20 protein-coding genes and 3 tRNA genes are annotated in these 23,307 nt (G+C 55.1%); 12 read left to right on the top strand and 11 right to left on the bottom strand.

All coding sequences use genetic code 11. The features are described 5' to 3' along the window. The first annotated feature begins 44 nt into the window (after positions 1–44). Genes GM556_RS00510 through GM556_RS00500 form a run of 3 tightly spaced genes read left to right on the top strand, consistent with a single transcriptional unit; the run spans position 45 to position 2,540 of the window. Positions 45–875, top strand: a complete 831-nt coding sequence (locus GM556_RS00510; protein WP_155572639.1) for a MetQ/NlpA family ABC transporter substrate-binding protein — start codon at positions 45–47, stop codon at positions 873–875. Continuing rightward, the gene (locus GM556_RS00505) at positions 872–1,909 is read left to right on the top strand and encodes a methionine ABC transporter ATP-binding protein (RefSeq protein WP_099026468.1); all 1,038 of its coding nucleotides are present in this window, start codon (positions 872–874) and stop codon (positions 1,907–1,909) included. Before GM556_RS00510 ends, GM556_RS00505 begins: the two co-directional genes overlap by 4 nt. Beyond that, complete coding sequence (locus tag GM556_RS00500; protein ID WP_099026469.1) at positions 1,890–2,540, top strand: methionine ABC transporter permease; 651 nt, start codon at positions 1,890–1,892, stop codon at positions 2,538–2,540. Before GM556_RS00505 ends, GM556_RS00500 begins: the two co-directional genes overlap by 20 nt. A gap of 88 nt (positions 2,541–2,628) precedes the next feature. Here GM556_RS00500 and GM556_RS00495 read toward each other — a convergent pair whose 3' ends face one another. The 9 genes from GM556_RS00495 to gyrA form a co-directional block, all read right to left on the bottom strand. Continuing rightward, complete coding sequence (locus GM556_RS00495; RefSeq protein ID WP_155572637.1) at positions 2,629–3,912, bottom strand: cystathionine gamma-synthase family protein; 1,284 nt, start codon at positions 3,910–3,912, stop codon at positions 2,629–2,631. 141 nt (positions 3,913–4,053) lie between these two features. Continuing rightward, positions 4,054–4,638, bottom strand: a complete 585-nt coding sequence (locus GM556_RS00490) for a cytochrome b (protein ID WP_196424743.1) — start codon at positions 4,636–4,638, stop codon at positions 4,054–4,056. Between the two features lie 87 nt (positions 4,639–4,725). Continuing rightward, positions 4,726–5,169, bottom strand: a complete 444-nt coding sequence (locus tag GM556_RS00485; RefSeq protein ID WP_155578942.1) for a pseudoazurin — start codon at positions 5,167–5,169, stop codon at positions 4,726–4,728. Positions 5,170–5,255: 86 nt separating this feature from the next. Beyond that, complete coding sequence (katG, locus tag GM556_RS00480) at positions 5,256–7,496, bottom strand: catalase/peroxidase HPI (RefSeq protein ID WP_155572634.1); 2,241 nt, start codon at positions 7,494–7,496, stop codon at positions 5,256–5,258. Positions 7,497–7,927: 431 nt separating this feature from the next. Next, positions 7,928–8,014: transfer RNA gene (locus GM556_RS00475), tRNA-Leu, on the bottom strand. Positions 8,015–8,031: 17 nt separating this feature from the next. After that, positions 8,032–8,107 (bottom strand) — tRNA-Lys (locus tag GM556_RS00470). Between the two features lie 144 nt (positions 8,108–8,251). Next, entirely contained in the window at positions 8,252–8,731 is a 480-nt protein-coding gene (locus tag GM556_RS00465; RefSeq protein ID WP_155579011.1) for a peptidylprolyl isomerase, read from the bottom strand. Positions 8,732–8,852: 121 nt separating this feature from the next. Further along, positions 8,853–9,365, bottom strand: coding sequence for a pantetheine-phosphate adenylyltransferase (coaD, locus tag GM556_RS00460; protein WP_099026474.1), 513 nt, complete (start codon positions 9,363–9,365; stop codon positions 8,853–8,855). Continuing rightward, positions 9,346–12,102 (bottom strand): DNA gyrase subunit A, encoded by a 2,757-nt coding sequence (gene gyrA, locus GM556_RS00455; protein ID WP_099026475.1) that lies wholly within the window; start codon positions 12,100–12,102, stop codon positions 9,346–9,348. The genes coaD and gyrA overlap by 20 nt, the downstream gene beginning before the upstream one ends. A gap of 171 nt (positions 12,103–12,273) precedes the next feature. On the opposite strand from gyrA, the gene GM556_RS00450 reads away from it, so the two are divergent. From GM556_RS00450 to GM556_RS00440, 3 genes are read left to right on the top strand one after another with little or no spacing between them, the layout of a single operon-like run. Further along, entirely contained in the window at positions 12,274–13,608 is a 1,335-nt protein-coding gene (locus GM556_RS00450) for an anthranilate synthase component I family protein (RefSeq protein WP_155578941.1), read from the top strand. Continuing rightward, entirely contained in the window at positions 13,598–14,461 is an 864-nt protein-coding gene (locus tag GM556_RS00445) for an aminotransferase class IV (protein ID WP_155578940.1), read from the top strand. Before GM556_RS00450 ends, GM556_RS00445 begins: the two co-directional genes overlap by 11 nt. Next, the gene (locus tag GM556_RS00440; RefSeq protein ID WP_155578939.1) at positions 14,458–16,605 is read left to right on the top strand and encodes a S9 family peptidase; all 2,148 of its coding nucleotides are present in this window, start codon (positions 14,458–14,460) and stop codon (positions 16,603–16,605) included. The genes GM556_RS00445 and GM556_RS00440 overlap by 4 nt, the downstream gene beginning before the upstream one ends. A 26-nt stretch (positions 16,606–16,631) precedes the next feature. Here the strand turns inward: GM556_RS00440 and GM556_RS00435 are convergent, their stop codons facing one another. Continuing rightward, the gene (locus tag GM556_RS00435; RefSeq protein WP_155572630.1) at positions 16,632–17,093 is read right to left on the bottom strand and encodes a hypothetical protein; all 462 of its coding nucleotides are present in this window, start codon (positions 17,091–17,093) and stop codon (positions 16,632–16,634) included. 188 nt (positions 17,094–17,281) lie between these two features. On the opposite strand from GM556_RS00435, the gene ykgO reads away from it, so the two are divergent. Both ykgO and GM556_RS00425 read left to right on the top strand, forming a co-directional pair. Next, positions 17,282–17,407: a type B 50S ribosomal protein L36 gene (gene ykgO, locus GM556_RS00430; protein WP_043561915.1), complete on the top strand. Its 126-nt coding sequence runs from the start codon at positions 17,282–17,284 to the stop codon at positions 17,405–17,407. A 26-nt stretch (positions 17,408–17,433) separates the two neighbouring features. Continuing rightward, positions 17,434–18,084 carry a hypothetical protein gene (locus GM556_RS00425; RefSeq protein ID WP_155572629.1) on the top strand — a complete coding sequence of 217 codons (651 nt, stop codon included), beginning with the start codon at positions 17,434–17,436 and terminating at the stop codon, positions 18,082–18,084. A 9-nt stretch (positions 18,085–18,093) separates the two neighbouring features. Here the strand turns inward: GM556_RS00425 and GM556_RS00420 are convergent, their stop codons facing one another. Further along, complete coding sequence (locus tag GM556_RS00420; protein ID WP_155578938.1) at positions 18,094–20,346, bottom strand: primosomal protein N'; 2,253 nt, start codon at positions 20,344–20,346, stop codon at positions 18,094–18,096. Positions 20,347–20,382: 36 nt separating this feature from the next. Here GM556_RS00420 and GM556_RS00415 point away from each other — a divergent pair, with 36 nt between their 5' ends. From GM556_RS00415 to queE, 4 genes are all read left to right on the top strand, one after another. After that, positions 20,383–21,390 (top strand): tyrosine recombinase XerC, encoded by a 1,008-nt coding sequence (locus GM556_RS00415; RefSeq protein ID WP_155572627.1) that lies wholly within the window; start codon positions 20,383–20,385, stop codon positions 21,388–21,390. Continuing rightward, positions 21,371–22,378: a retroviral-like aspartic protease family protein gene (locus GM556_RS00410; protein ID WP_370513557.1), complete on the top strand. Its 1,008-nt coding sequence runs from the start codon at positions 21,371–21,373 to the stop codon at positions 22,376–22,378. The genes GM556_RS00415 and GM556_RS00410 overlap by 20 nt, the downstream gene beginning before the upstream one ends. A gap of 93 nt (positions 22,379–22,471) precedes the next feature. Next, a tRNA-Asp gene (locus GM556_RS00405) sits at positions 22,472–22,548 on the top strand. 116 nt (positions 22,549–22,664) lie between these two features. Continuing rightward, positions 22,665–23,306, top strand: coding sequence for a 7-carboxy-7-deazaguanine synthase (gene queE, locus GM556_RS00400; protein ID WP_196424742.1), 642 nt, complete (start codon positions 22,665–22,667; stop codon positions 23,304–23,306). Position 23,307: the final 1 nt, after the last annotated feature.

Below are 23,307 nucleotides of genomic sequence, written 5' to 3'. Positions count from 1 at the left end.
GTAATACAGTACCCATCCACTCCTAAATGTTGAAAGGTATGCCCATGTCCCGGTCCTTTTCTCTCCCCCGGCGTCGTTTTCTTAGCCTTTCAACAGGGCTAGCGGGGGCTGCGACTCTTGGCCTTCTCGGTTCTGCCGCAGCTCATGCGGAGGAGCGTACGCTCAAAATCGGTATCATGTCCGGTGAGGATGAAGATATTTGGCGCGTTGTGAGCCAAAATGCGGCACAGCGTGGCTTGAGCCTTAAAATCATCACCTTCTCCGATTATAACACCCCTAATGAAGCCCTCTCCGAGCATGAGGTGGATGCAAATGCCTTCCAGCACAAGCCGTTCCTTGATGCGCAAAAGAAGGCCCATGGGTATGACATCGTCCCTGTAGGGGATACTTACTTCCAGCCGATTGGCCTGTACTCCCATAAATGGCACAGCCCTGCGGACATCCCTAAGGGGGCCCGCATTGGCATCCCTAATGACCCCAGCAATGAGGGCCGTGCCCTGCATGTGTTAGAGACACTTGGCCTCATTAAGCTTCCCAGCAATACGGGGCTCTTCCCCACTGTGCTAGATATTGCCGAAAACCCGCGTGACCTCTCTATTGAGGAACTTGATGCTGGTGTTGTTGGCCGCTCCCTGCCGGATTTAGACGCCGCGGTTGTGAATATGGACTGGGCGCGTAAGGCTGGCATCCCGCAGACAGAGCGCATTGGGGTAGAAGGCTTGGCCAACAACCCTTATGTCAATTTCATCTCTGTGAATGGGAATGACGCTAATGCACCATGGGTTAAGCCCTTGGTGGAGAGCTATCATCAACCTAATGTCCGTCAGGTGATTTTGGACCTCTATCACGGTACGGTCACCCCTGCGTGGTCATGAGGCCTATCCTTGACATCCAGCATGTAACCCATGCTTTTGGCCACCATACCGCCCTGCATGATATTTCCTTCTCTATCAAGCAGGGGGAGGTTGTTGGGCTGATTGGTCGCTCCGGGGCGGGGAAATCCACCCTTTTGCGCTGCCTCTGCGCGTTAGAGCGACCACAGCAAGGCCATATCTTGCTCGATGGGGTGGACCTCACCACCCAAACCGAGCGGCAACTTGTCCGCGCGCGGCGCAAGATTGGCTTGGTCTTTCAGCATTTTAATTTGCTTACCTCGCGCACGGTGGCGGGTAATATTGCCCTCCCCCTCCAAATCGCGGGCCGCCCCCGTAAGGACCATGCCAAACGCATCGCCGAATTATTGGCCCTTGTCGGGTTGGAAGGCTTTGAGGATAAATACCCCTCCCAACTTTCTGGCGGGCAAAAGCAGCGTGTCGGCATTGCGCGTGCCCTCGCCGCAGAGCCAACATTGCTCCTTTGTGATGAGGCGACCTCCGCCCTAGACCCGGAATCCACAAACTCCATATTGGCCCTCTTGGCCGACATTAACCGCACACTTGGCCTGACGATTATCCTCATCACACATGAGATGGAGGTTGTCCGCCGCTTTGCCCAGCGGATTCTCGTTCTTGACCATGGCCGCCTCGTGGAAGATGGCTCCTTGCTCGACATCCTACGCGATGGGCAGGAGAACCAAACCTTACATAAATTGCTAGCCGATATTCGCCCTTCTCTCCCGGCCTTCATTGCTGAGAACCTCAGCCCCAGCCCCCTAACTGAGCCACATAAAACCATCATCCGGCTGGTTCTGAGTGGGGATAGTGCTACAACCCCGCTCTTTAGTATGCTTTACGCACACTATGCCGTTAAAGCGACCTTACTCCAAGGTGGGGTTACGACCATTAGTCAACGCCTTAGCGGCGATATAATCCTCAGCTTAGAGGGAGAACATATAGAGCAAGCCTTGGCCTTCCTCAAAACAGCGACACAAAGCATGGAGGTTTTGGGCTATGTCCCCTCTCATCCTTAAGCTGATTCTCCAATCCACAGAACAAACGCTGGAGATGGTCCTCGCCTCCACAGCGATTTCCGTCTTATTGGGGCTGCCTCTTGCTCTATTTATGATTGCTACAGGCCCGCGCGGGCTTTATCGCCTCCCTTTTGCAGCGCGTCTTATTGGTATGATTGTTGATGCTGTACGGGCTGTCCCCTTCATCATTTTGCTCGTCCTGCTCATCCCTGTTACCCGCTTTGTTGCAGGGACCTCCTTAGGGACCGAGGCCGCCATTGTCCCACTCTCCATTGCGGGGATTCCTTACTTCGCCCGTATTGCAGAGATGGCATTGCGGGAGGTTGATTCCGGCTTGATAGACGCCGTACGCGCTATGGGCGGGACACGTCTAACCATCATCCGCTCGGTCTTGATTGCAGAGGCCATGCCGAGCCTCGTCACCGGGGTGACGGTGACGCTCATCTCCATGGTGGGGGCCTCTGCTATGGCAGGTGTGATTGGGGCCGGTGGGCTAGGCGACTTGGCCATTCGCTACGGGTATCAACGTTTCAACACCACTGTAATGTTCGGTGTGGTGGTGGTCCTCATCATCATGGTCAGCGTGATGCAGATTCTCGGTAATGCACTCGCTCGTTGGTTAAAGCACTAACAAACAGCGCGCCTCTGCTCCCATTTAAAAAGCCCGCCTCCATAATGGGGACGGGCTTTTCTACACTGTACCTTAACGCCACACCCTCTCAGGCAACATTGAGAGCTTGCTCAACATCCACCAGCAGGTCATCAACATGCTCCACACCGATGGAGAGACGCACGGTGGACGATGTCACCCCGATGCGCTCGCGCACCTCTTTCGGCACGCCAGAATGGGTCATGGTAGCGGGATGGCTCGCTAAAGATTCTGTTCCGCCAAGACTGACAGCCAGCTTCATAATCTTCAACGCATTGAGGAAGCGGAAGGCCGCAGCCTCACCGCCCTCAATATCAAACGAGAAAGTTGATCCCGCACCGCTGCATTGGCGGGCATAAAGCTGCCCCTCAGCTGAGGAAGCCTCATAAAAAGGCGGGAAGTGCACCTTCTGCACCTTAGGATGATGGTTTAAGAATGTCGCCACACGCTCCGCATTCTTCGTGGCCCGCTCCATCCGCAAGCTCAATGTCTCCAAAGAACGGCCAAGCATCCAGCAGCTATGCGGGTCCAAATGCGTCCCAATCGCCCCGCGTAATTGACGCAACGGGCGGGTCATCGCCTCACTACCCAGCACAGCCCCTGCCACAAGGTCGGAATGACCACCCACATATTTTGTCAGAGAATAGAGCGACAAATCTGCCCCATGCTTCAACGGATGCTGATAAAGCGGGCCGAGGAGCGTATTATCACACGCAATGACAGGCCGCTTTCCCTGCTTCGCCTCAATCTCTTCTGCAATGTGACGAATCAGCTTTAAATCCACCAGACCATTTGTTGGATTCGCAGGCGTCTCGACCAGAATCATCGCTACATGGCCCTCTGCCATGGCTTGCTCTGCCGCCTTCCGCATTAAGCCAGCATCAACACCATTGCTGCCTAACCCTACGGACTTCATCCCTAGAGAGGCCATAGTTTTGGTCAATAAAGTTTCCGTCCCACCATAAAGCGGCTGGGAGTGGAGAATCACCTCCCCCGGACGCACATACGCCAATAAGGTGGTCGCAATCGCGGACATGCCAGAGGAGAATAATACGCCCCGCTCTGCCTCCTCATAAACCGCCAAGCGGTCCTCTACAATCTCGCTATTGGGATGGTTAAAGCGGGAATAAACCAACCCCTGCCCTTTGCCCTCCGGTGGCTCTTTACGACCAGAGACGTAATCAAAAAAATCGCGCCCATCTTCCGCCGTGGGGAACACAAAGGTGGAGGTTAAAAATACCGGCGGCTTTACCGCCCCTTCTGAAAGAGCCGGGTCATACCCGTAATTCAGCATCTCCGTCTCAGGATGCAGCTTATGGTTGCCGATATGGGTTTTTTTATGATCTGACGCCATTGCGCTCTTCCTTCAGCGGGCTTTCACTAGCAGGATATATAGCTTGCTTTATATCCTACCTATCACGCTGAGTGATACCATATTCTCCAAAGAAAAACACCCTCACTCCCAATCGAGTAAGGGTGTTCCAGCAAGAACCATTCAGCGGTCAGAACGATGACCCGGCACCATACGCTCTACAATATGGTCCTTCTTAATAAACCGATGATACAACGCCGCCAGCACATGCAATGCAATAAACCCAGCAAATATCCACCCAAGCCACTGATGCAGCCCTGGCATCATCTCTGCAAGGGAGCCACTATCCATCACACTCTGCGGCAGGGGAATTAATGGCCAAGCCACAAGACCAAACAATACAAGCGGCATCGCCATGGCAGAGACCATCAACCAACCTGTTGCAGGTAGGAGAATTTGAAAAAGATATAAAATCCCCTCAACGCTACCCGCCATTACACGTTGAATACCAGACATACCTTGCGGAAGTGGTGGGGCTTTATGCGTCAACCGCCATATAATCCGCACTGCAATTAGCAGCATCGTTATAATACCAACCGATTTATGCAGCTGATGTAACGCCACTGGATCACTCACAGAGGCATGATCCATATATAAACCAAGGGCTATCAAAAAAAAGATTAGCAGGGCAATCACCCAATGCAAAAGCATTGCCACACCGTCATAACGTGCCGGTTGCTCGCCCTGTAATTCCACCTTCGCCGACATGGCTTTCTCCATAGGTTGTATATAAAAAAGCGGCCTTTTCCTGAAAAGATCAGGAATAAGGCCGGCATTGTTATAAACAATTTTTACTTACTTGCTAGCGTTATCCACTTGCTGGAAAAGCTGCTCAAAACGGTCTTTCGCCTTGCCATACATCGGGGCTTTACGCGCTTGGGCCTCGTTATTAGCATTATCCACCACAACAAGCCCAACCATGCCAAAAGAATAATGCGGTAGGCATTTATAACCATACACGCCCGGTGTCGTGAACTTAATTGTCCGCTCTTGGCTAAAGGGCACGCTAAAGGACTGCGCTCCCGCAGGGATCATCCCCGGGATGGACTGCACATTATGCCCTCTATCGGTAGGGATAAAACGCACGCTATCACCAGAATGAATACGCACAACCCCCGGCTCGAAAGCATAAGCACCATCGCTGCCATGGGTCAGCATTTTAACATCGACTGTCGCCGCTGTGGCGGACAGGGCTGTTGCCATAAACAGGGCCAAAGCCCCACCTGCAAACTTAAACATACTATCCTCCACTTCTTAACAAACCGCCGGGGAAAGACCCCGGCGGAATGCTTTATCTACTCTTTCTTTGACAGAAAGAACAAAGCTTAACGCTGAAGGTCAAAACGGTCCAGGTTCATCACCTTTGTCCATGCCTTCACAAAGTCGTTATAGAACTTCGCTTTAGCATCGTCAGAAGCATAAACCTCAGCCGCAGCGCGCAGCTCTGGGTTCGCACCGAAGACCAAGTCCACATCCGTGGCTGTCCACAGTTTCTGCCCTGTTGCGCGGTCAAAGCCCTCATAGAGGTCTTCCTGACCAGCAACCTTTTGCCAGCGTGTATCCATCGTCAACACGTTGGTGAAGAAGTCTTGCGTCAAGACACCGGGGGTCTTTGTCAGCACACCATTGGCGGAATGGCCAGAGTTGATGTCCAGAGTACGCAGACCACCAAGCAGGACTGTCATCTCAGGGATGGTCAGACCCAGCGTGTCAGCCTTATCTACCATTGCGTTAAGCGGCGGTGTGTTATCGGCATCTGCACGATAGTAGTTACGGAAGGCATCAGCTGTCGGCTCCAACAGGTTGAAGGAGTTAACATCTGTCTGCTCTTGCGTAGCATCACCACGACCCGGTGCGAACGGCACCTGAATCTTCACGCCAGCTTTTTGAGCTGCATCCTCGATACCAACGCTACCGCCGAGAACGATGACGTCAGCCAGAGCAACCTTGCGAACGCTGTGAGCGTTAAACTTATCACGCACCTGTTCCAGCTTCGGCAGAACAGCCTTCAGCTCCTCAGGATCATTCACAGCCCAGCCATTTTGCGGCATCAGAGCCAGACGGCCACCGTTAGCACCACCCCGGTGATCGGTCACGCGATGAGAAGACGCAGCTGCCCATGCTGTTTTGATCAGCTCACGGTCAGACAGACCTGTTGCCGCAATCAGCTTACGCAGCTCACGAACATCAGCCTGATTGATCGGCTTAGCTGGCATGTTGATGGGATCCTGCCAGACGAAGGTCTCTTTCGGAACTTCGCTACCGAAGTAACGGCTCTTCGGCCCCATGTCACGCACAACCAGCTTGAACCATGCACGAGCAAAAGCATCAGCGAATTCATTCGGATGCTCAGCCCAACGGGCAAGAATCTTGTGGTAAACCGGATCCGTCTTCAGCGCGATGTCCGTTGTGAACATCATGATCGGACGCATCTTGGAAGGATCGTTCGGGTTGGCCGGGTCTGGAGCGATCTTGTCGTCCGTCTTGGTGTGCCACTGATGCGCACCAGTCGGGCTTGTCCCCAACACCCAGTCATTGTTCAACAGGTTGTCAATGTACTGTGTGGTGAAGTGGATCGGATCAGCAGACCAAGAGCCTTCCAGACCACTGGTGGAGGCATCATCAGCGGTCTGTGTGCCCTTAATGCAATGGTCAGCCCAACCAAGACCCTGATGCTCCACACCGTTAGCAACCGGCGGGCCGCTCAAGCAGGAGTTCGGATGCGCACCATGTGCCTTACCAAAGGTATGACCACCAGCGATAAGAGCCACAGTCTCTTCGTCATTCATCGCCATACGACCGAAGGCCAGACGAATCATCGCAGCGGACTTCACAGGGTCAGGATCGCCGTTCGGCCCCTCTGGGTTCACATAGATAAGGCCCATGTGCGTAGCAGCCAGCGGGTGCTTCAGAGTACCGTTCTGCCCAACCTGGAAGGAGCTCTTATTGGGGAAGAATGTGGTGCCCGGACCCCAATAAATCAGCTCGGACTGCCAGTCATCAGGACGACCACCAACAAAGCCGAGGGTCTTAAAGCCCATCTGGTTCAGCGCGACATCACCTGTCAGGACGATAAGGTCACCCCAGGAGAGCTTCTCGCCATATTTCTTCTTAACAGGCCACAGCAGACGCTTTGCTTTATCCAAGCTAGCGTTATCGGGCCAGTCATTCAACTGAGCAAAACGCTGTTGTGCGCCTTCCTCACCACCACGACCATCAATAGCGCGGTATGTACCAGCATTATGCCATGCCATACGGATGAAGAACGGCCCGTAATTGCCGTAGTCCGCCGGCCACCAAGGCTGGGACGTCAGCATAACCTTCTCGATATCCTTACGGACTTCTTGAAGATTCAGCTGCTCGAACTTCTTGTGGTAGCTCGTATAATAATCTGCACCATATGGGTCAGACTCTGAATCATGGGCACGCAGCTTGGCCAGATTCATGCCCTTCGGCCAGTAATACTGGTTCGGAGAGGGCACATCAGCAGCCATAGCAACCGATGCGAAAGAGGTCAGTGTCGTGCTGGCAATCAGCAGAGCTGCCCCAAATTGTTTCAATTTCATCCTGATAATTTCCCTATTCGTGGATGAGGACTCGTTAGAGTGCGTAACAGTGGCAAGCTAGACGCTGCACGGCGTATGCCTCGCTGTCACACATCGCAGAGTTATATTATCGGGATGCAGGAAGGCAAGTAAATCGTTATTTTTAATAACTCTTATAAACCAATTCTTTCCGGGCCTGGTTTCCCTTCTAAGAGAAAGTAAAATTTTTTACAAGACAAAACAGCACAAAAAAACTCCGATAACCTAACAGTCGGAGAAAATTGCCCTCTTAATAGAGGATTTGCATTGCACTATAAGCTCAAAATACCACCAAGTAAGACATCTTGTTGCAATAAACTCGCAACACCTCTTAAATAAAGCACTCTAAACTGTGATGGTGTGAACTTTAAGAATCATACCTCATCAAAGAGCGATCATCTCTTCGAGAGAGTTGGTGCCCAGAAGAAGACTCGAACTTCCACGTCCTTGCGGACACAGGCACCTGAAGCCTGCGCGTCTACCAATTCCGCCATCTGGGCATACTCTTTTGGGAGTATGGTGAACCGGCTGGGACTCGAACCCAGGACCATTCGATTAAAAGTCGAATGCTCTACCAACTGAGCTACCGGTTCACTTGAGGAGGCTATCTACCCGCTCCCCTAAGGAGCGTCAACCCCACATAGCGGAGAAACCCGCCATGATGATGATTTTCTTCCCCCTCTCTACGCCTCTCGCGCTCTTTAAGAGGGAAGAAAACCTTTTACAAAGCCAGTATCTTACTTCTCGACATAAGCCTTAATGATGTGGTCCGGATTCTGCACCATGCCAGAGGCACCAGCCCCACGTTTGACCTTATCGACAGCCTCCATCCCCTCAATGACCTGACCAACAATCGTATATTGGCCATCCAAAGACGGAACGCGATCAAACATGATGAAGAACTGGCTGTTAGCGGAGTTCGGGTCCATAGTACGGGCCATGCCCACTGTCCCACGGTCGAACACGGCCGTTTGGCTAAACTCTGCTGGCAGGTCGGGATAGCTGCTACCGCCTGTCCCCGTCCCTGTGGGGTCGCCTGTCTGCGCCATGAAGCCTTCAATCACACGGTGGAACTTCACACCATTATAAAAGCCCTCATTCGCCAAGGTCTCCAAACGCTCCACCGCTTTAGGGGCGAGGTCTGGACGCAGCGCGATAACAACCTTGCCGTCCTTTAATTCCAAAACCAATTTATGCCCGCTTGTTGTCTCTGTCATGGTTGTACCCTCTCCTAAATTATCACTATCAGCCTGCTCACTAGCCCAAGCTTGTGCCAAGCTTCCGCCAGCCGCGCATAAGGCTGTTAAAGCGGTGACGAAATGCCGCCGTTTCATCTCATTATCCTCCTGCTAATTTACCCCGCAAGTGACGAGCTGTCCTGTCACTGACAAAGGGGGAAATATCCCCCCCTAGGCGGGCAATCTCCTTCACAATCCGGCTTGCGGTTGTACGGTGATTCTCTGAGGCCAGCAAAAAGACCGTCTCAATCTCCGGGGCTAAACGCCGTAACGCACCAGAGAGCTGAGTCTCAAAGTCAAAATCCCCCGCAGAGCGCAACCCACGGATAACCGTCCCCGCCCCAGCTTGCCTAACTGCATCGACTAAGAGCGTATCAAAGCCTGTAACAGAGATGCGATCCCGGTGCGGTAGGCTAGCAATCTCTTGCTCTACAAGGCCGCGCCGCTCCTCAAAGCCTAAAAGCGGGGCCTTAGCATCGTTAATTGCCACACCAACCACAACATGATCGAACAACACCGCCGCCCGGTCAATCACATCCAGATGCCCAAATGTGATAGGGTCAAACGTACCGGGGTAGAAACCGATGCGCGGGTTAGTCATCCGTTTTATCATCCGTAGCGGCTTCAGCTGTTTCGGCCTCACCTTCGGCAGAAGATTCAGCCTCCTCAGTCTCCTCCTCCATCACGGGGAATACGCTGATGATGCGCTCATCCCCATCGACACGGAAGAGCGTTACCCCCCCTGCCTGACGGGACATCACGCGCACTTGCTCCACTGGCAGACGGATAAGGCGGCCTGTATCGGTCACCATCATCACATCTGTACCATCTAGCGTTACAAGCGTGCCGACCACCTCGCGACCGCGGCGCGCATTGGAGAAGGTCATGTTATTAATGCCCTGCCCCCCACGGCCGGAGACGCGATAATCATACGCGGAGGACCGCCGCCCAAAGCCTGTATCTGTCACAGTGAGAAGGATTTGCTCCTGCGCCTCAAGCGCGGCATAGCGTTCCTCACTCAGTGGGCTATCAGCGAGAATCCCCTCTAGCCCTTCTTCATCAGAGGCGACATCGCTGCTCTCATCAATATCCTCCTCAAGGGTCTCATCCCCCGCCTGAGCGGCAAGGACGCGGCGATGTGCATTTGCGGCGCGGAGATAAGCAGCACGCTCCTCCACGCTTGCCTCAACGTGATTCAATACGGCCAGAGAGACCACCTTATCCCCATCAGCGAGGCGAATACCCCGCACACCGGTGCTGCCACGCCCTGCAAAAACACGCAGCACATCATCGGTGATATGGAAGCGAATCGCACGTGCATTACGCGTGGCAAGAAAGACATCCTGCCCCTCCCGGCATGTTGCCACGCCAATGAGCTGGTCATTTTCATCCAGCTTCATCGCGATAAGGCCAGAGGAACGAATATTGCGGAAGTCACTTAACCGGTTACGCCGCACATTCCCGCTTGCTGTGGCAAAGACGAGATGCAAATCATCCCACAGCTCCTCATCTTGCGGCAACGGCAGCACGGCAGTGATAGTATCCTCGCCCAATTCCGGCAGCAGATTCACCAAAGCGCGGCCTTTGGCGGTTGGGGCTGCCTCTGGCAAATGCCAGACCTTCATCCGATACGCCTTCCCGCCAGAGGAGAAGAACAACACCCATTGATGAGTATGGGCATTAAAGCTGCGGATGACGATATCATCACCACGCCGCCCTGCTGCCGTGCGCCCCCGCCCACCGCGATTCTGCGAACGGAATAAATCAAGCGGGGTCCGCTTAATAAAGCCATCGCGCGTGATGGTCACAACCATCTGGCCCGGCTCAATCAGGCTCTCATCGGACTGATCACCCAGCGCATCGGAGATTTCCGTACAACGCGGGTCTGCCAGAGCAGCGCGTGCGGCCTGAAGTTCCTCCCGCATGACTTCCATACGGCGGACATGGCTGCCGATAATCTCCAACAATTCCGTAATGCGCTGGCTGACCTCTGCCAACTCACCCTGAATCTTCTCCCGCTCAAGCCCTGTTAAGCGTTGGAGACGCAACTCCAAAATACCGCGCGCCTGTGCCTCGGTAAGATGGACGCGGCCATCAATAATCACATTGCCTTCATCATGGATCAATTCCAGCAGCGGCTCTACATCCGCAGCGGGCCATGTACGCGTCATGAGCTGCTCACGCGCTGTAGCGGCATCTGGTGCGGAGCGGATGAGGGCAATGACCTCATCAATATTCGCCACAGCCAGCACCAGACCAACGAGCAAATGCCCACGGTCGCGCGCTTTATTCAAATCGAACCGCGCCCGGCGGAGAATCACATCCTCACGGAAGCGAATAAACGCATCCAACACATCGCGCAGCCCCATCGTACGGGGGCGGCCTTCATCCAGAGCCAGCATATTCACGCTAAAACTCGTCTGAAGCTGCGTAAAGCGATAAAGCTGATTCAACACCACTTCCGGCGTAGCATCACGCTTTAGCTCAATCACCACCCGCATACCGGAGCGATCACTCTCATCGCGGATGTCGGAAATGCCTTCAATATCCTTAGAGCGGACAAGGTCGGCAATCTTCTCCTGCAACGTCGCTTTATTGACCTGATAAGGAATCTCCGTCACCACAATGGCAAAACGGTCTTTACGGATTTCCTCAATCTCAGCACGGGCACGCACAGGGATGGAGCCACGGCCTGTCTCATAAGCCTGCCGGATACCCCGGCGGCCCATAATAATTCCCCCCGTTGGAAAGTCCGGCCCCGGGACAATCTGCATGAGGTCTTCAAGCGTCATATCCGGGTTAGCAATAAGGGCTAGGACAGCATCAATCACCTCGCCCGGATTATGGGGTGGGATGTTCGTAGCCATACCCACCGCAATACCGGACGCCCCATTAACTAAAAGATTCGGGAAGGCAGCCGGAAGAACCTGCGGCTCTTGCTCGCTCTCATCATAATTGGGCTGGAAGGCAACCGTATCGCGATCAATATCATCCAGCAGGAAAGAGGCTGATTTTGCTAAGCGGGCCTCGGTATAGCGCATAGCCGCAGGGCTATCCCCATCGACAGAGCCAAAATTACCCTGCCCATCCACAAGCCGCACACGCATGGACCATGATTGCGCCATGCGGACCATAGCATCATAAATGGAGCTATCACCATGAGGGTGATATTTACCCATCACGTCACCGACCGCGCGGGCCGATTTACGATAAGGCTTATCCGCCGTAAAGCCGCTCTCTCGCATAGCGTACAAAATACGGCGATGCACAGGCTTCAGCCCATCGCGCACATCTGGCAAAGCGCGGGAGACGATCACCGACATCGCATAAGCCAGGTAAGAGGAGCGCATTTCCTCCTCAATCGTTACTGGGAGACGGTCGGAGGGTAAAATATCGTGCGGCTCGCTCAAGACAAATCAACCTATTTTCTATAAATGGTTAGGGTCCCTAGCATAGCCTATTCTACCGAGAGTTCCTAGTTTGTTCCGTCCATCCTCTTTTATCGCGCTCTTTTTACCCTTATGAGCCACCCTGCTGCCCCCTTTATCACACCCCTCCCATGGCAGCCGCCTGCGGCATTTTTCCCCCTCTGCCGCACGACAGAACATTCCGTTTTTCTCGATAGTGGCGGCCCTGCCACACAAGACCGCCATCGTTGGAGCTTGCTTTGCCCCCGCCCGGTGGCTCATCTCACCCTGCCTTTGGCAGAGATACACCAGTTTCCCCAAACATTACGCCAGTTCCTCACCACTCATGCCCCCGCTACACCGTTAGAGCCTATGGATGACGCTCTGCCCTTTCTGGGTGGGGTGATTGGTATGCTCAGCTATGAGGCGGGTATGCGCTATGCAGGTCTAACCTCCCGCCATCAAACAGAATGCCCCGCCTTAACAGCCCTTGCCTGCCGGGATTTCTTCCTCTTTGACCGGCGCGCGCAAAAATTATGGTGGGTCAGCGCGGAGGGGCTCCCTCCCCCCGCTATGCCCACCCCAACGCATAAACCCGCCCTAACACCACATCTCACCCCTCATGCCACGCAAAATGCCTCACACTGGCAAGAGGCTGTACAAACTATGCGGCGTTACATTGCAGCCGGCGATATCTTCCAAGCGAACCTCACTATGCGCTGGCATGCTGACCGCCCCGCAGGGTTGGACCTCCCACTTTTATATGAGCAACTCCGCACCCAATGCCCTGCCCCCTTTGGGGCGTGGTTTCATACACCGGATTTTACGCTGCTCAGTGCCTCAGTTGAGCGGTTTATCGCCCTTGATGCCGAGGGCATGATTGAGACACGGCCCATTAAAGGCACCTGCCCCATCAGCCCAGACCCACAACAGAATGACGCTTTCAAAGAGGCTCTCCGCCATGATGAGAAAGAGCGGGCGGAAAACCTCATGATTACCGATCTGATGCGCCATGATATTGGGCAAGTCTGCCAGCTTGGCAGCGTCACCGTGCCGCAGCTTTTTGCAGTCGAGGCATTTGCCCATGTGCATCATCTTGTCTCTAGCGTGCAAGGGCGGCTCAGACCGGGGTTAGATGCAGCGGACCTCCTCGCCGCCACAATACCGCCCGGCTCCGTCACCGGGGCCCCAAAATATCGGGCTATGGAGATTATTGATGAGGTCGAAACCTCCGCACGCGGGGCCTATTGTGGGACGCTTTTCCGCCTCGGATGGGATGGCACGCTTGATAGTGCCGTTATCATCCGCAGTATCAGCATAACAGCCAAGACCCTTGCCATCGGGGCTGGTGGGGGCATCACATATCCCTCCCACCCAGAGCGCGAATATGAGGAAATGTGCCTCAAAGCCGCGCCTCTTTTAAAGGTGCTTCGCCATTATGGCTCATAAGGTCATCCCCCCTTATCTCTGGCTGAATGACACGCTCCACCCAGCGGACCAACCGGCCATTATGGCCCAAGACAGAGGCTACCTCCTCGGTGATGGGCTCTTTGAGACCATGCAGCTTTATAATCACCGCGTGCCTTTACTAGAGGCTCACCTCACCCGGCTAGAAGAAGGCTGCCACCTATTGCACATCCCCACACCTCAGCGCACTCTTATTGAGAGGGCACTCCACCAACTTATAGAGGCCAACCACCTCACTCATGGCTCTGTGCGCTTGACGCTCACACGCGGCCCCGGCCCGCGGGGCTTAGCCCCACCAGCTCACCCAAACCCGACCTTGCTCATCACAACCGCCCCACCACTGCAACACCCACCCCAGCCTATCCGCCTGCATATCAGCACGCAGCGGCGGGACCCTCACTCTATGTTGAATCGGGTGAAATCACTCAATGCATTACCGGCCATCCTCGCCCGTTTAGAAGCCCAAGACCATGGGGCAGATGATGCGCTTTGGCTCACCCATGAAGGCTCCATTACCGAAGCCACTGCGGCAAGCTTCCTAGCTTTGATAGACGGACAATTAGTAACACCTCCCCTCTCCACCGGCATTCTCCCCGGTATTACGCGCGCACGATTGCTCGCCGCTGGGATATGTGAAGAACAGATTTTGAGCAGCAATGACATTCCCCTTCTACAAGGGGCATGGCTGGCCACGGCCCTTAGCCTCACCCCGATTGCCGCGATTGGGGGACATGCACTGCCACCTCAGCCAAAGCGCAGCTCAGAGTTACGGCGCATCCTCTATGACCATCCCATCTTGAATCCCCCCACCCAAACAGCCACATCTGCCTCATGACTGCACATACACATACCCCCGCTCCCACCGCCACGCCCAAGGCCCCCATCGCCCGGCGCAACCCCATCGTGCTGGAACAGCTGGGCCGCACCCGCACGGATTCCTACGCGTGGATGAAAGATGAAAACTGGCAGAAGGTCTTAAGAGACCCTTCCATTCTACGCGATGATATCCGCACCCATTTAGAGCACGAAAACGCCTATACAAAGGCCATGCTGGCCGAGACCGTCCCCTTACAAGAGGCCCTCTTTAAAGAGATGGTCGGCCGGATTCCTCCTGCTGAAGAATCCGTCCCGCTCCCCTCTGGCCCGTGGCTATATAGCTTACGTTTTGAGAAAGACGCCCAATATCCCCTCCATATCCGCCGCCCCCGCAAAGCTGGCACTAACGAGGCCGATGGGCCGGAAGAGATTCTCCTTGATGTCAACAAGCTTGCCGCTCAACATAGCTTCTACAGCCTCGCCCAAGCTGCCCATACCGAAGACCACCGCTATTACGTCTATGCTGAGGATGTACAAGGCTCGGAGGTCTATCGCATTCAGGTCAAAGACCTCTCCACAGGGACACTCTGCGCCCCGGCGGTGGAGAGCTGTACCGGCAGCTTCACCCTTTCGCCAGATAGCCAATATCTCTTTTGGATTTACCGCGATGATAATGGCCGCCCCTCCCGTATTTATCGCCGCCCCCTGCGTGGGGGGGATGATACGCTCGTCTTTGATGAGACCGACCCCGGTTTCTTCCTCAGCATTGGGGTGAGTGCCTCCCGCGCATGGATTATCATCGAGCGCGGGGACCATGATACGAATGAGACCCTCCTCATCCCCGCAGCGGAGCCAACAGCCCCTCCAAAATTAGCCGCCCCCCTCGTGCGGGGAGAACGCTATAGCCTCACCCATTGGAATGACCGTTTTATCATCCTCACCAATGCAGGGGGAGCGGTTGATTTCAAGCTCATGACCGCACCAGAAGCCACGCCAGACCGGAGCCATTGGCGGAACTTCCTCCCTTATGAGGAAGGCCATTTCCTCCTCGGTGTTAGTACAGGGCGCGAGCATCTCGCTTGGATAGAACGGCGCAATGGCAATACGGAAATCTTCATCCTTGACCATAAGGATGCTGATAAAGGGGCGATTCGCACCCATGCACGCCGTATCAGCATGGATGAGCCAGCCTATACGCTCAGCCTCCTCGGGGTGTTGGAATATGACGTGCCTATTCTGCGTTATATTTACCAATCCCCCACCACACCGGCCCATTGGTATGATTACGATATGCAGACGGGGCAAAAGACCCTCCGCAAAGTGCGGGAGGTCCCCTCCGGGCATGACCCTGCCGCTTATGAGACACGCCGCCTTTTTGCTAAAGCACAAGATGGCGCATTGGTCCCCATCACCCTCTTGATGAAAAAAGGCACGGAGCTAAATGGGAAGAACCCCATGTTGCTCTATGGCTATGGCTCTTATGGTATCTCTATGGAGGCCAGCTTCTCCACCACTGCGCTAAGCTTGGTGGATCGTGGAGTCATTTACGCTATAGCCCATGTGCGTGGTGGCAGTGAGAAAGGATGGGGGTGGTTCCTAGACGGGCGAGCCACCAAAAAGACGAACAGCTTTACCGACTTCATCAGCTCTGCTCATTATTTGATTGATGAAGGCTATACCGCACCACGCCGCATTGTCGCCCATGGGGGCTCTGCTGGGGGGCTGCTTATGGGGGCGATTGCCAATATGGCCCCAGAGCTTTTTGCCGGGATTGCGGCCCAAGTGCCCTTTGTGGATATGCTCAACACAATGTCGGACATCTCCCTCCCCCTCACCCCGCCGGAATGGCCAGAATGGGGTAATCCTCTCACCGACCCAGAGGCTTACGATCTCATCGCCAGCTATTCCCCTTACGATAACATCCGGCCTGTCCCCTATCCGGCGATTCTGGCGATGGGGGGTTTATCTGACCCACGCGTCACCTATTGGGAGCCAGCAAAATGGATTGCCCGTTTGCGAGAGGAAGCCAAGGGCGGGCCTTTCCTCTGTCATATCAATATGGAGGCAGGCCATGGCGGCTCCTCCGGGCGGTTTGCACGTTTGAAGGAAGTCGCCCTCGTGCAAGCCTTCGCACTATGGAGCCTCCAACGCGCTAACGCATAACCCCTCCATTAAAGCGGGGGAGAGCCTTATTGGAGGTCATCCCCCTCGCTATCCATATCCATCTCTGCAAGCTGGGAGCAAATCTTACCTAGCCGGGAATCACCCTGCCCCACGCCCTCCCCGCAAGCTGTGCGCGCATCTTTACCGCAGCTTTTAATCACGCTCTCCATGTCCGATTCCAAAACATCGCGGACAAGCCCAACGTCAAAGCTACGTTGTGCGGTTTCCTCAACATCAAGCTGCTTTTGCACCTTTCGCATCTCATGCAGATTATTCACACAAGCTGTGCTGACGACACGCGTATGGTCGCGCAAAACGGCGAGGATGTTATTCACGACCACGCCTTTTTCATTCACTGCGGGGTCATCATCATCCGTGCGGGCAGAGCCATCAGCCCATGCCACCCCCATTGAACTCATAAAAACAAGGCTCAAAAGCCCCCCTAAAAGGCGGGACCGGCGGGACGAGAAGAAAGAAAACTGGCTCATTCCCCTACCATAATCCGAAAAACATGAAGGGGAAATGGGGCTTTTGCACGACATCACCTTGACTCACCCCTCCATTACAGGTTATGCGGTCGCCAAGTTTCGCGGGCGTGTTAGCCCTGCATTATGAGAGCCACTACCTTACAACAAGGTAGAAAAGGCCCATCTTTTGGTCGGGGAGCCTGAACATTATGAAGATTCGTAATAGCCTGAAATCCGCTAAGGTTCGTGATAAAAACTGCCGCGTTGTTCGCCGCCGTGGCCGCGTTTATGTCATCAATAAGCAGAATCCGCGCATGAAGGCTCGTCAGGGCTAAGTAACGGATTTATGGGGACGCACCGCTTGATGTGCTGCGTACTTCATGCTCTGCCCCCTTATGAGAGGGGGAAGCCTCTTGCCTTCTGGCTGGGGGCTTTTTTTTACCTTACAGCTACCCCGCTCGCCTATGCAGCAGCCCCGACTCATCCCACGTCTGCTGCCTCTGCCCCCCCTAAGGCTCATAGCCTCAGCTTAAAAGAGAAAATCACCCAAACCGAACAGGCTCTCGCCACAGAGCAAGACGATCAAAAAGCCCAAGCCTTGATGAAAAAGGCCGAAACATTACGCCTCTATACCGTGCAAAATAGTGGCCGTTTACTGCTGAGCGAAGCGCAAGAGGCCATCCAAAAAGGCCATACGGATGAGGCTGAACGCGCCCTCTCTGCCGCTTTGACCCTTCAGCCGGATAATGCCTTTCTCCGCCGCCAACGCGCAGCGATTCGCTTTATCGGCAATGACCTCACCGGCACGGTAGAGGACCTCCAAGTCGCCCTTGTGCATGACCCCGGTGATGCTCAAAGCTGGGATTTGCTCGCCCGCACGCAAGAGCATCTCCATCACCCTCATCAGGCCCTCCATGCTTATACGGAGGCCCTCACCCATGCCCCGCTCCTCCCTAATGGGCAAAAACGCTACCAACAGCTAGAGCAACGCGCAAACGGCACACCGGATTAACCATCCGCCTTACATAAAAGATACCGGGTCCACATCTACATCAATGCGCGCATCATTCTTGCAAGTCACCCCTGCGAGCCAATGGCGCAAAACGGGTTGGAGGGCGATGTCACGCCGTGTTCGCAAAAGGAGGCGGAAGCGATACCGCCCGCGTAGCAACGCTAAAGGTGCAGGGGCCGGGCCTAAAATCTCCATCCCCTCCCCATGCGGGCCATTAAGGGCTAGATGGCGAGCAAGGGCCTCGGCATGCGTCTCCTTAGGAGCACTGACAATCACAGCTGCTAACCGCCCATAGGGAGGCCAAAAGCCGGGGCGGCGTTGGGCAGCCTCTTGCTCCATAAAACGGATAAAGTCATTCTCTATAAGAGCCTGCATAACGGGGTGATCCCCCACATAGCTTTGCAGCATCACACGGCCGGGTTTTGAGCCACGCCCTGCCCGCCCTGCCACTTGATGAAGAAGCTGCATCGTCCGCTCAGCCGCTCGTAAATCCCCCCCGCCTAGGCCAAGGTCCGCATCCACAACCCCTACAAGGGTGAGGTCGGGGAAGTGCCAGCCCTTCGCGACAATTTGCGTCCCGATGATGAGATCCACCTCCTTTTGGGCAATTTTGCGGACTGCCTCCTCCATCGCAGCGGGAGAGGTTAAGGTATCAGAGGCCATAACCAGCAACCGGGCCTCCGGGAAGCGCGTTTGTACCTCCTCATGAATCCGCTCTATCCCCGGACCAATGGGCACGAGGCTATCTTCCGCCTCACAAGCGGGGCAGGCTTTCATTAGAGGTTGGGTATAGTCGCAATGATGGCACGCTAAAATCCGCCGCCGCCGATGCTCCACCATCCATGCCGCACAATGCGGGCACTGGATGCGATGCCCACAAGCCCGGCATAAAGTCAGCGGGGCATAGCCACGCCGGTTGAGGAACAACATGCTTTGCTCCCCCGCCTTCATGCCATCCTCAATGCTTTCACATAATAAAGGGGAGAGGAACAAGCCACGCTCCGGCCCGTGGTCACGCATATCAATCAGGCTAATCTCTGGCATACAGGCTGACCCGTGCCGCGATTCGAGCACCTCATGACGGAAGCGGCCCTTCTGTACATTCACTAATGTTTCCATGGAGGGCGTTGCTGAAACCAAAATCGCCGCAGCCCCAGCAAGGCGCGCTCGCACAATGGCCATATCCCGCCCATGATACAGCACCCCTTCCTCCTGCTTATAGGTGCTCTCATGCTCCTCATCGACCACAACAAGCCCTAACGCAGCAAAGGGAAGAAACAGGGCCGAGCGCGCACCCACAACCACGCGCTGCTGCCCATCTGCCACCGCACGCCATGTCTCCCGCCGGGCTTTCTGCCCTAAATCGGAATGCCAAATCGCCGGAATAGTGCCGAAACGCTTGGCAAAACGCTCCGTCCATTGGGTTGTTAGGGCAATCTCTGGCACCAACACCAGCACTTGCCGCCCTTGCCGCAGAGCCGCCGCCACAGCCTCGAAATACACTTCCGTTTTGCCAGAGCCCGTTACCCCCTCTAGCAAGGTCACATTAAAAGCGCGTTCCTCCACTGCTTCTATCAAAGCATGAGCAGCCTCAGCTTGCTCGGCTGATAAAATGGGCGGGGCGTAATCAGGCTCAGGCGGCGTGGCACTCATGGGGGAGCCTTCCAGCACGCTCTCCTCCAGCACACCGGCATGTGCTAAGCCGCGAATCACCGCCGCGCTCGCCCCACTTTGCGCACTTAATGCCGCTGTACTGGCCGGGCCATGAGCCGCCAACGCGGCTAAAACCGCGTTACGCGCGGGGGTAAGCCGTAAAGACTCTGGCAAGGGACCAGCTTTACGGGCCCACCCAAGCATCGGCTTCATCCCTCCCCCTTGGGCAGGTACGCGCAGCGCAATGGCGAGCACCATACCCGGCGCACTCAGCCCATAAGCAGCTACCCAGTCGATAAAATGCCGTAACGTCTCCGGTAAGGCGGGGACGTGCGTCTCCACGCTAATAATCGCGCGTAAAGAGCTAAACGCCACATGCCGGCTAGAGCGTGGCGGGCGAAGGTCCACCGGCAAATGTGTTGGCTCGGCCTCCCACACACAGCCTACGATCTCCTGCCGCCCCAAGGGGACGCGCACCACCGTGCCCGGTGCCAAAGGCGTATCAAACTTATAATCCAACGGCCCCGCAAAAGGACGCGGCACAAGGACGGAAAGACGATGACCGGCTTCCCGTCTCCTGCTATGGGGGGAGAGGCGTTGTTCTGCCATATCACATCACCTTACCCTCTCCGGCGGGGAAATACCATGAGCCATCTACCAACGCGCACGCCTTCATCGCTTACGCTACATACCGCGCAAGAGGCCCTCACCGCGTGGCAAGAATGGCTCCTCTACGAAAAACGCGCCAGTAAAGCGACCTGCATAGCCTATCAACATGATGTTGCCCTCGCTTTAGGCTTCTTCAGCCGTCATTTTGGAGGGGAGCTGCCTCTACACGCTCTTGCTCGCCTCTCTTTAACCGACTTCCGCTCATGGCTGGCCCATGAGACAACACGTGCAGAGCAGAACGCCCGCCGCCATCCCCATAGCCGCCATACACAAGATGGCCATGCCCGCAGCCGCGCCCGCCGCATCTCCGCTCTACGCTCTTTTTACCGTTATTTGGAAAAAGAACATCACCTCACCAACCCCGCTTTAACCCTCCTTCGTAGCCCACGGTTAAAAACCCGCTTACCACGCCCCCTTACGCCAGACGCTGCACGCCTCGCCCCAGAAGGCATTGCAGAGCAAACCGTTAATCCTCATTTTGCTGCACGTGATGAAGCCCTCTTTACCTTGCTCTATGGTGCAGGTTTGCGAATCAGCGAGGCTCTCTCCCTCTCTATCGGGGATGTAGAACGCCTCAGCGATGATATGCTGTTCATCATCGGTAAGGGCGGTAAAGAGCGCGCCGTGCCGATTCTACCACCTGTTAAGCAGGCCTTGGAGCGTTGGTTAGCAGCACATCCTTACCGCCATGCAGAGGCTCCCTTCTTTTGTGGGGTACGGGGGGGACGACTGAATCCGGCCATCGCACAACGGGCCATGCGCCAATGGCGCATGATGGAGGGACTGCCCGATTCTGCAACACCGCATGCCTTACGCCATGCTTTTGCCTCTCATCTCCTGCAAAATGGGGCCGACCTTCGCACGATTCAGGAGCTGTTGGGCCATGCCAGCCTCTCTAGCACGCAAATCTACACCCTTGCTGATGAACAACACCTCATGGATGTATGGCAGAAAGCCCATCCCCGTGCTGATACATCCCCCTAACCAACATAAATGGCTGATGATGACCTTCCCCCGCGCTCTCAAAGTGATAATCCCAACCATGATGATGGCTCTCTTGAACCTCATCCTGCCCACAGCTTATGCAGACGAGCCGGGGCCTGCTTGTCGGCAGAGGCATCTCACCACCATCACCTTGCAAGAGACAGGCTATTATCTAACCTCTGTAGCACAGATTCATGGCCGGTCCCTCTCCATGATTATTGATACAGGCTCGGAGGGGAGCTTGCTCACACCAGAGGCTATTAGCCAATTACATCTTACACCCAATGCAGAAGAAGCCACCATCATCTCCGGGGCGGATGGACGTGGTCACGTTGTCCCCACTATTGAGCTGGCCTCCCTTACACTCGGCCATGTGACCTTCCATCAACCGATTATGCCTTTAGGGGCCTTACCCGCCTTCCCGGCGATTCAACCGCCCGTATTGGGGTTAATTGGGATGGATTTACTCGGCCATTACGATATAGACCTCGACCTCCCTCATCATAAATTAAGCCTTTGGGAGATTCAGACACATTCTATGCTCTGCCAACAACCTCCCTTTTGGCCGTATCAGAGCCAGAGGCTCACCGCAGGGCGGGTGAGAGGGCGATTCTTCATCCCCTTTACCTTAGATGGCCAACATGGTGTGGCTTTGATTGATAGTGGCGCACGCTCGCACATCATCAGCAAAGAGTTCGTCTATAAACTCGGCATCACAAAAGATGACCTCGCCCAAGACCCCGGCGGGGTCAGTGCGGGGATTGGCGATAAGGAGCATCGCTACCATTGGCACCGTTTTGGCCGCCTTACCTTGGGGGGACAAACCCAGCTTCACCCGGTCCTTACAGTGACATCCCTGCATGAACAAGCTGATATGCTCCTCGGGGCGGATTGGCTGATGCATCATCACCTCTGGCTTTCCGCTGGGGCAGAGGGGGCCGTGTTTGTTAAAACCACGCCAGAGACAAAACCAGCACAGAAAAAGTGAAAAAATCATTTTTCACTATTGCCAGCTCTGCGCTATCCCGCTAAACAGACGCCATCCCACGGGATGAACCTTTTTATAGAAGGTTATAAGACTGCGGGTGTAGCTCAGTTGGTTAGAGCGCCGGCCTGTCACGCCGGAGGTCGCGGGTTCGAGCCCCGTCACTCGCGCCACTCTTTATTCAAAGGGTGGCGTTTTTGTATCATCCCCCCTCTCAAAAATAAAAAACTTACCCCATGCGATGAGAAATCGCTTGCATCCAGCGCGCTGCTGCCCGACATCTCTGCCCATGGCTTATATCATCAAGGAATTATTCGCTACATTGCAAGGCGAGGGAGCCCATGCGGGCCGTGCGGCTATCTTCTGCCGGTTTGCAGGCTGTAACCTCTGGTCTGGCCGGGAGGAGGACCGCCATAAAGCCCAATGCAACTTCTGCGATACGGATTTTATCGGCACGAATGGCCCCGGTGGAGGCCGTTTTGCACATGCCGATTCCCTTGCAGAGGCCCTAGAATCATGCTGGCGCGCCCATACAGATAACGCAGCGCATCGCTATGTCGTCTTTACAGGGGGGGAGCCTTTGCTTCAGCTCGATGATACCCTCATCAAAGCCACAAAGGCCCGCGGCTTTACCCTCGCAGTAGAAACTAATGGAACACTCCTCGCCCCTGCGGGGCTTGATTGGATATGCGTTAGCCCCAAACCGGGCCAGTCGCTCGTACAAACCCATGGTCATGAGCTTAAACTCGTCTATCCCCAACCAAGCCTCACACCAGAGCAATTCGCGGGGCTAGCCTTCCAACATTTCTGGCTCCAACCTATGGATGGGCCAGAGCGCATCGCTAACACAAGGCACGCTGTGCAGTATTGCCAAGCGCATCCGCAATGGCGTCTTAGCCTGCAAACTCATAAACTCATCGGGATTGCCTAAT

The sequence above is a fragment of the Bombella sp. ESL0378 genome, from assembly GCF_009725845.1.
Classification (GTDB): Bacteria; Pseudomonadota; Alphaproteobacteria; order Acetobacterales; family Acetobacteraceae; genus Bombella; species Bombella pollinis.
The sequence above is the reverse complement of the archived record's forward strand: the minus strand, read 5'-3'. Positions and strand labels throughout refer to the sequence as shown.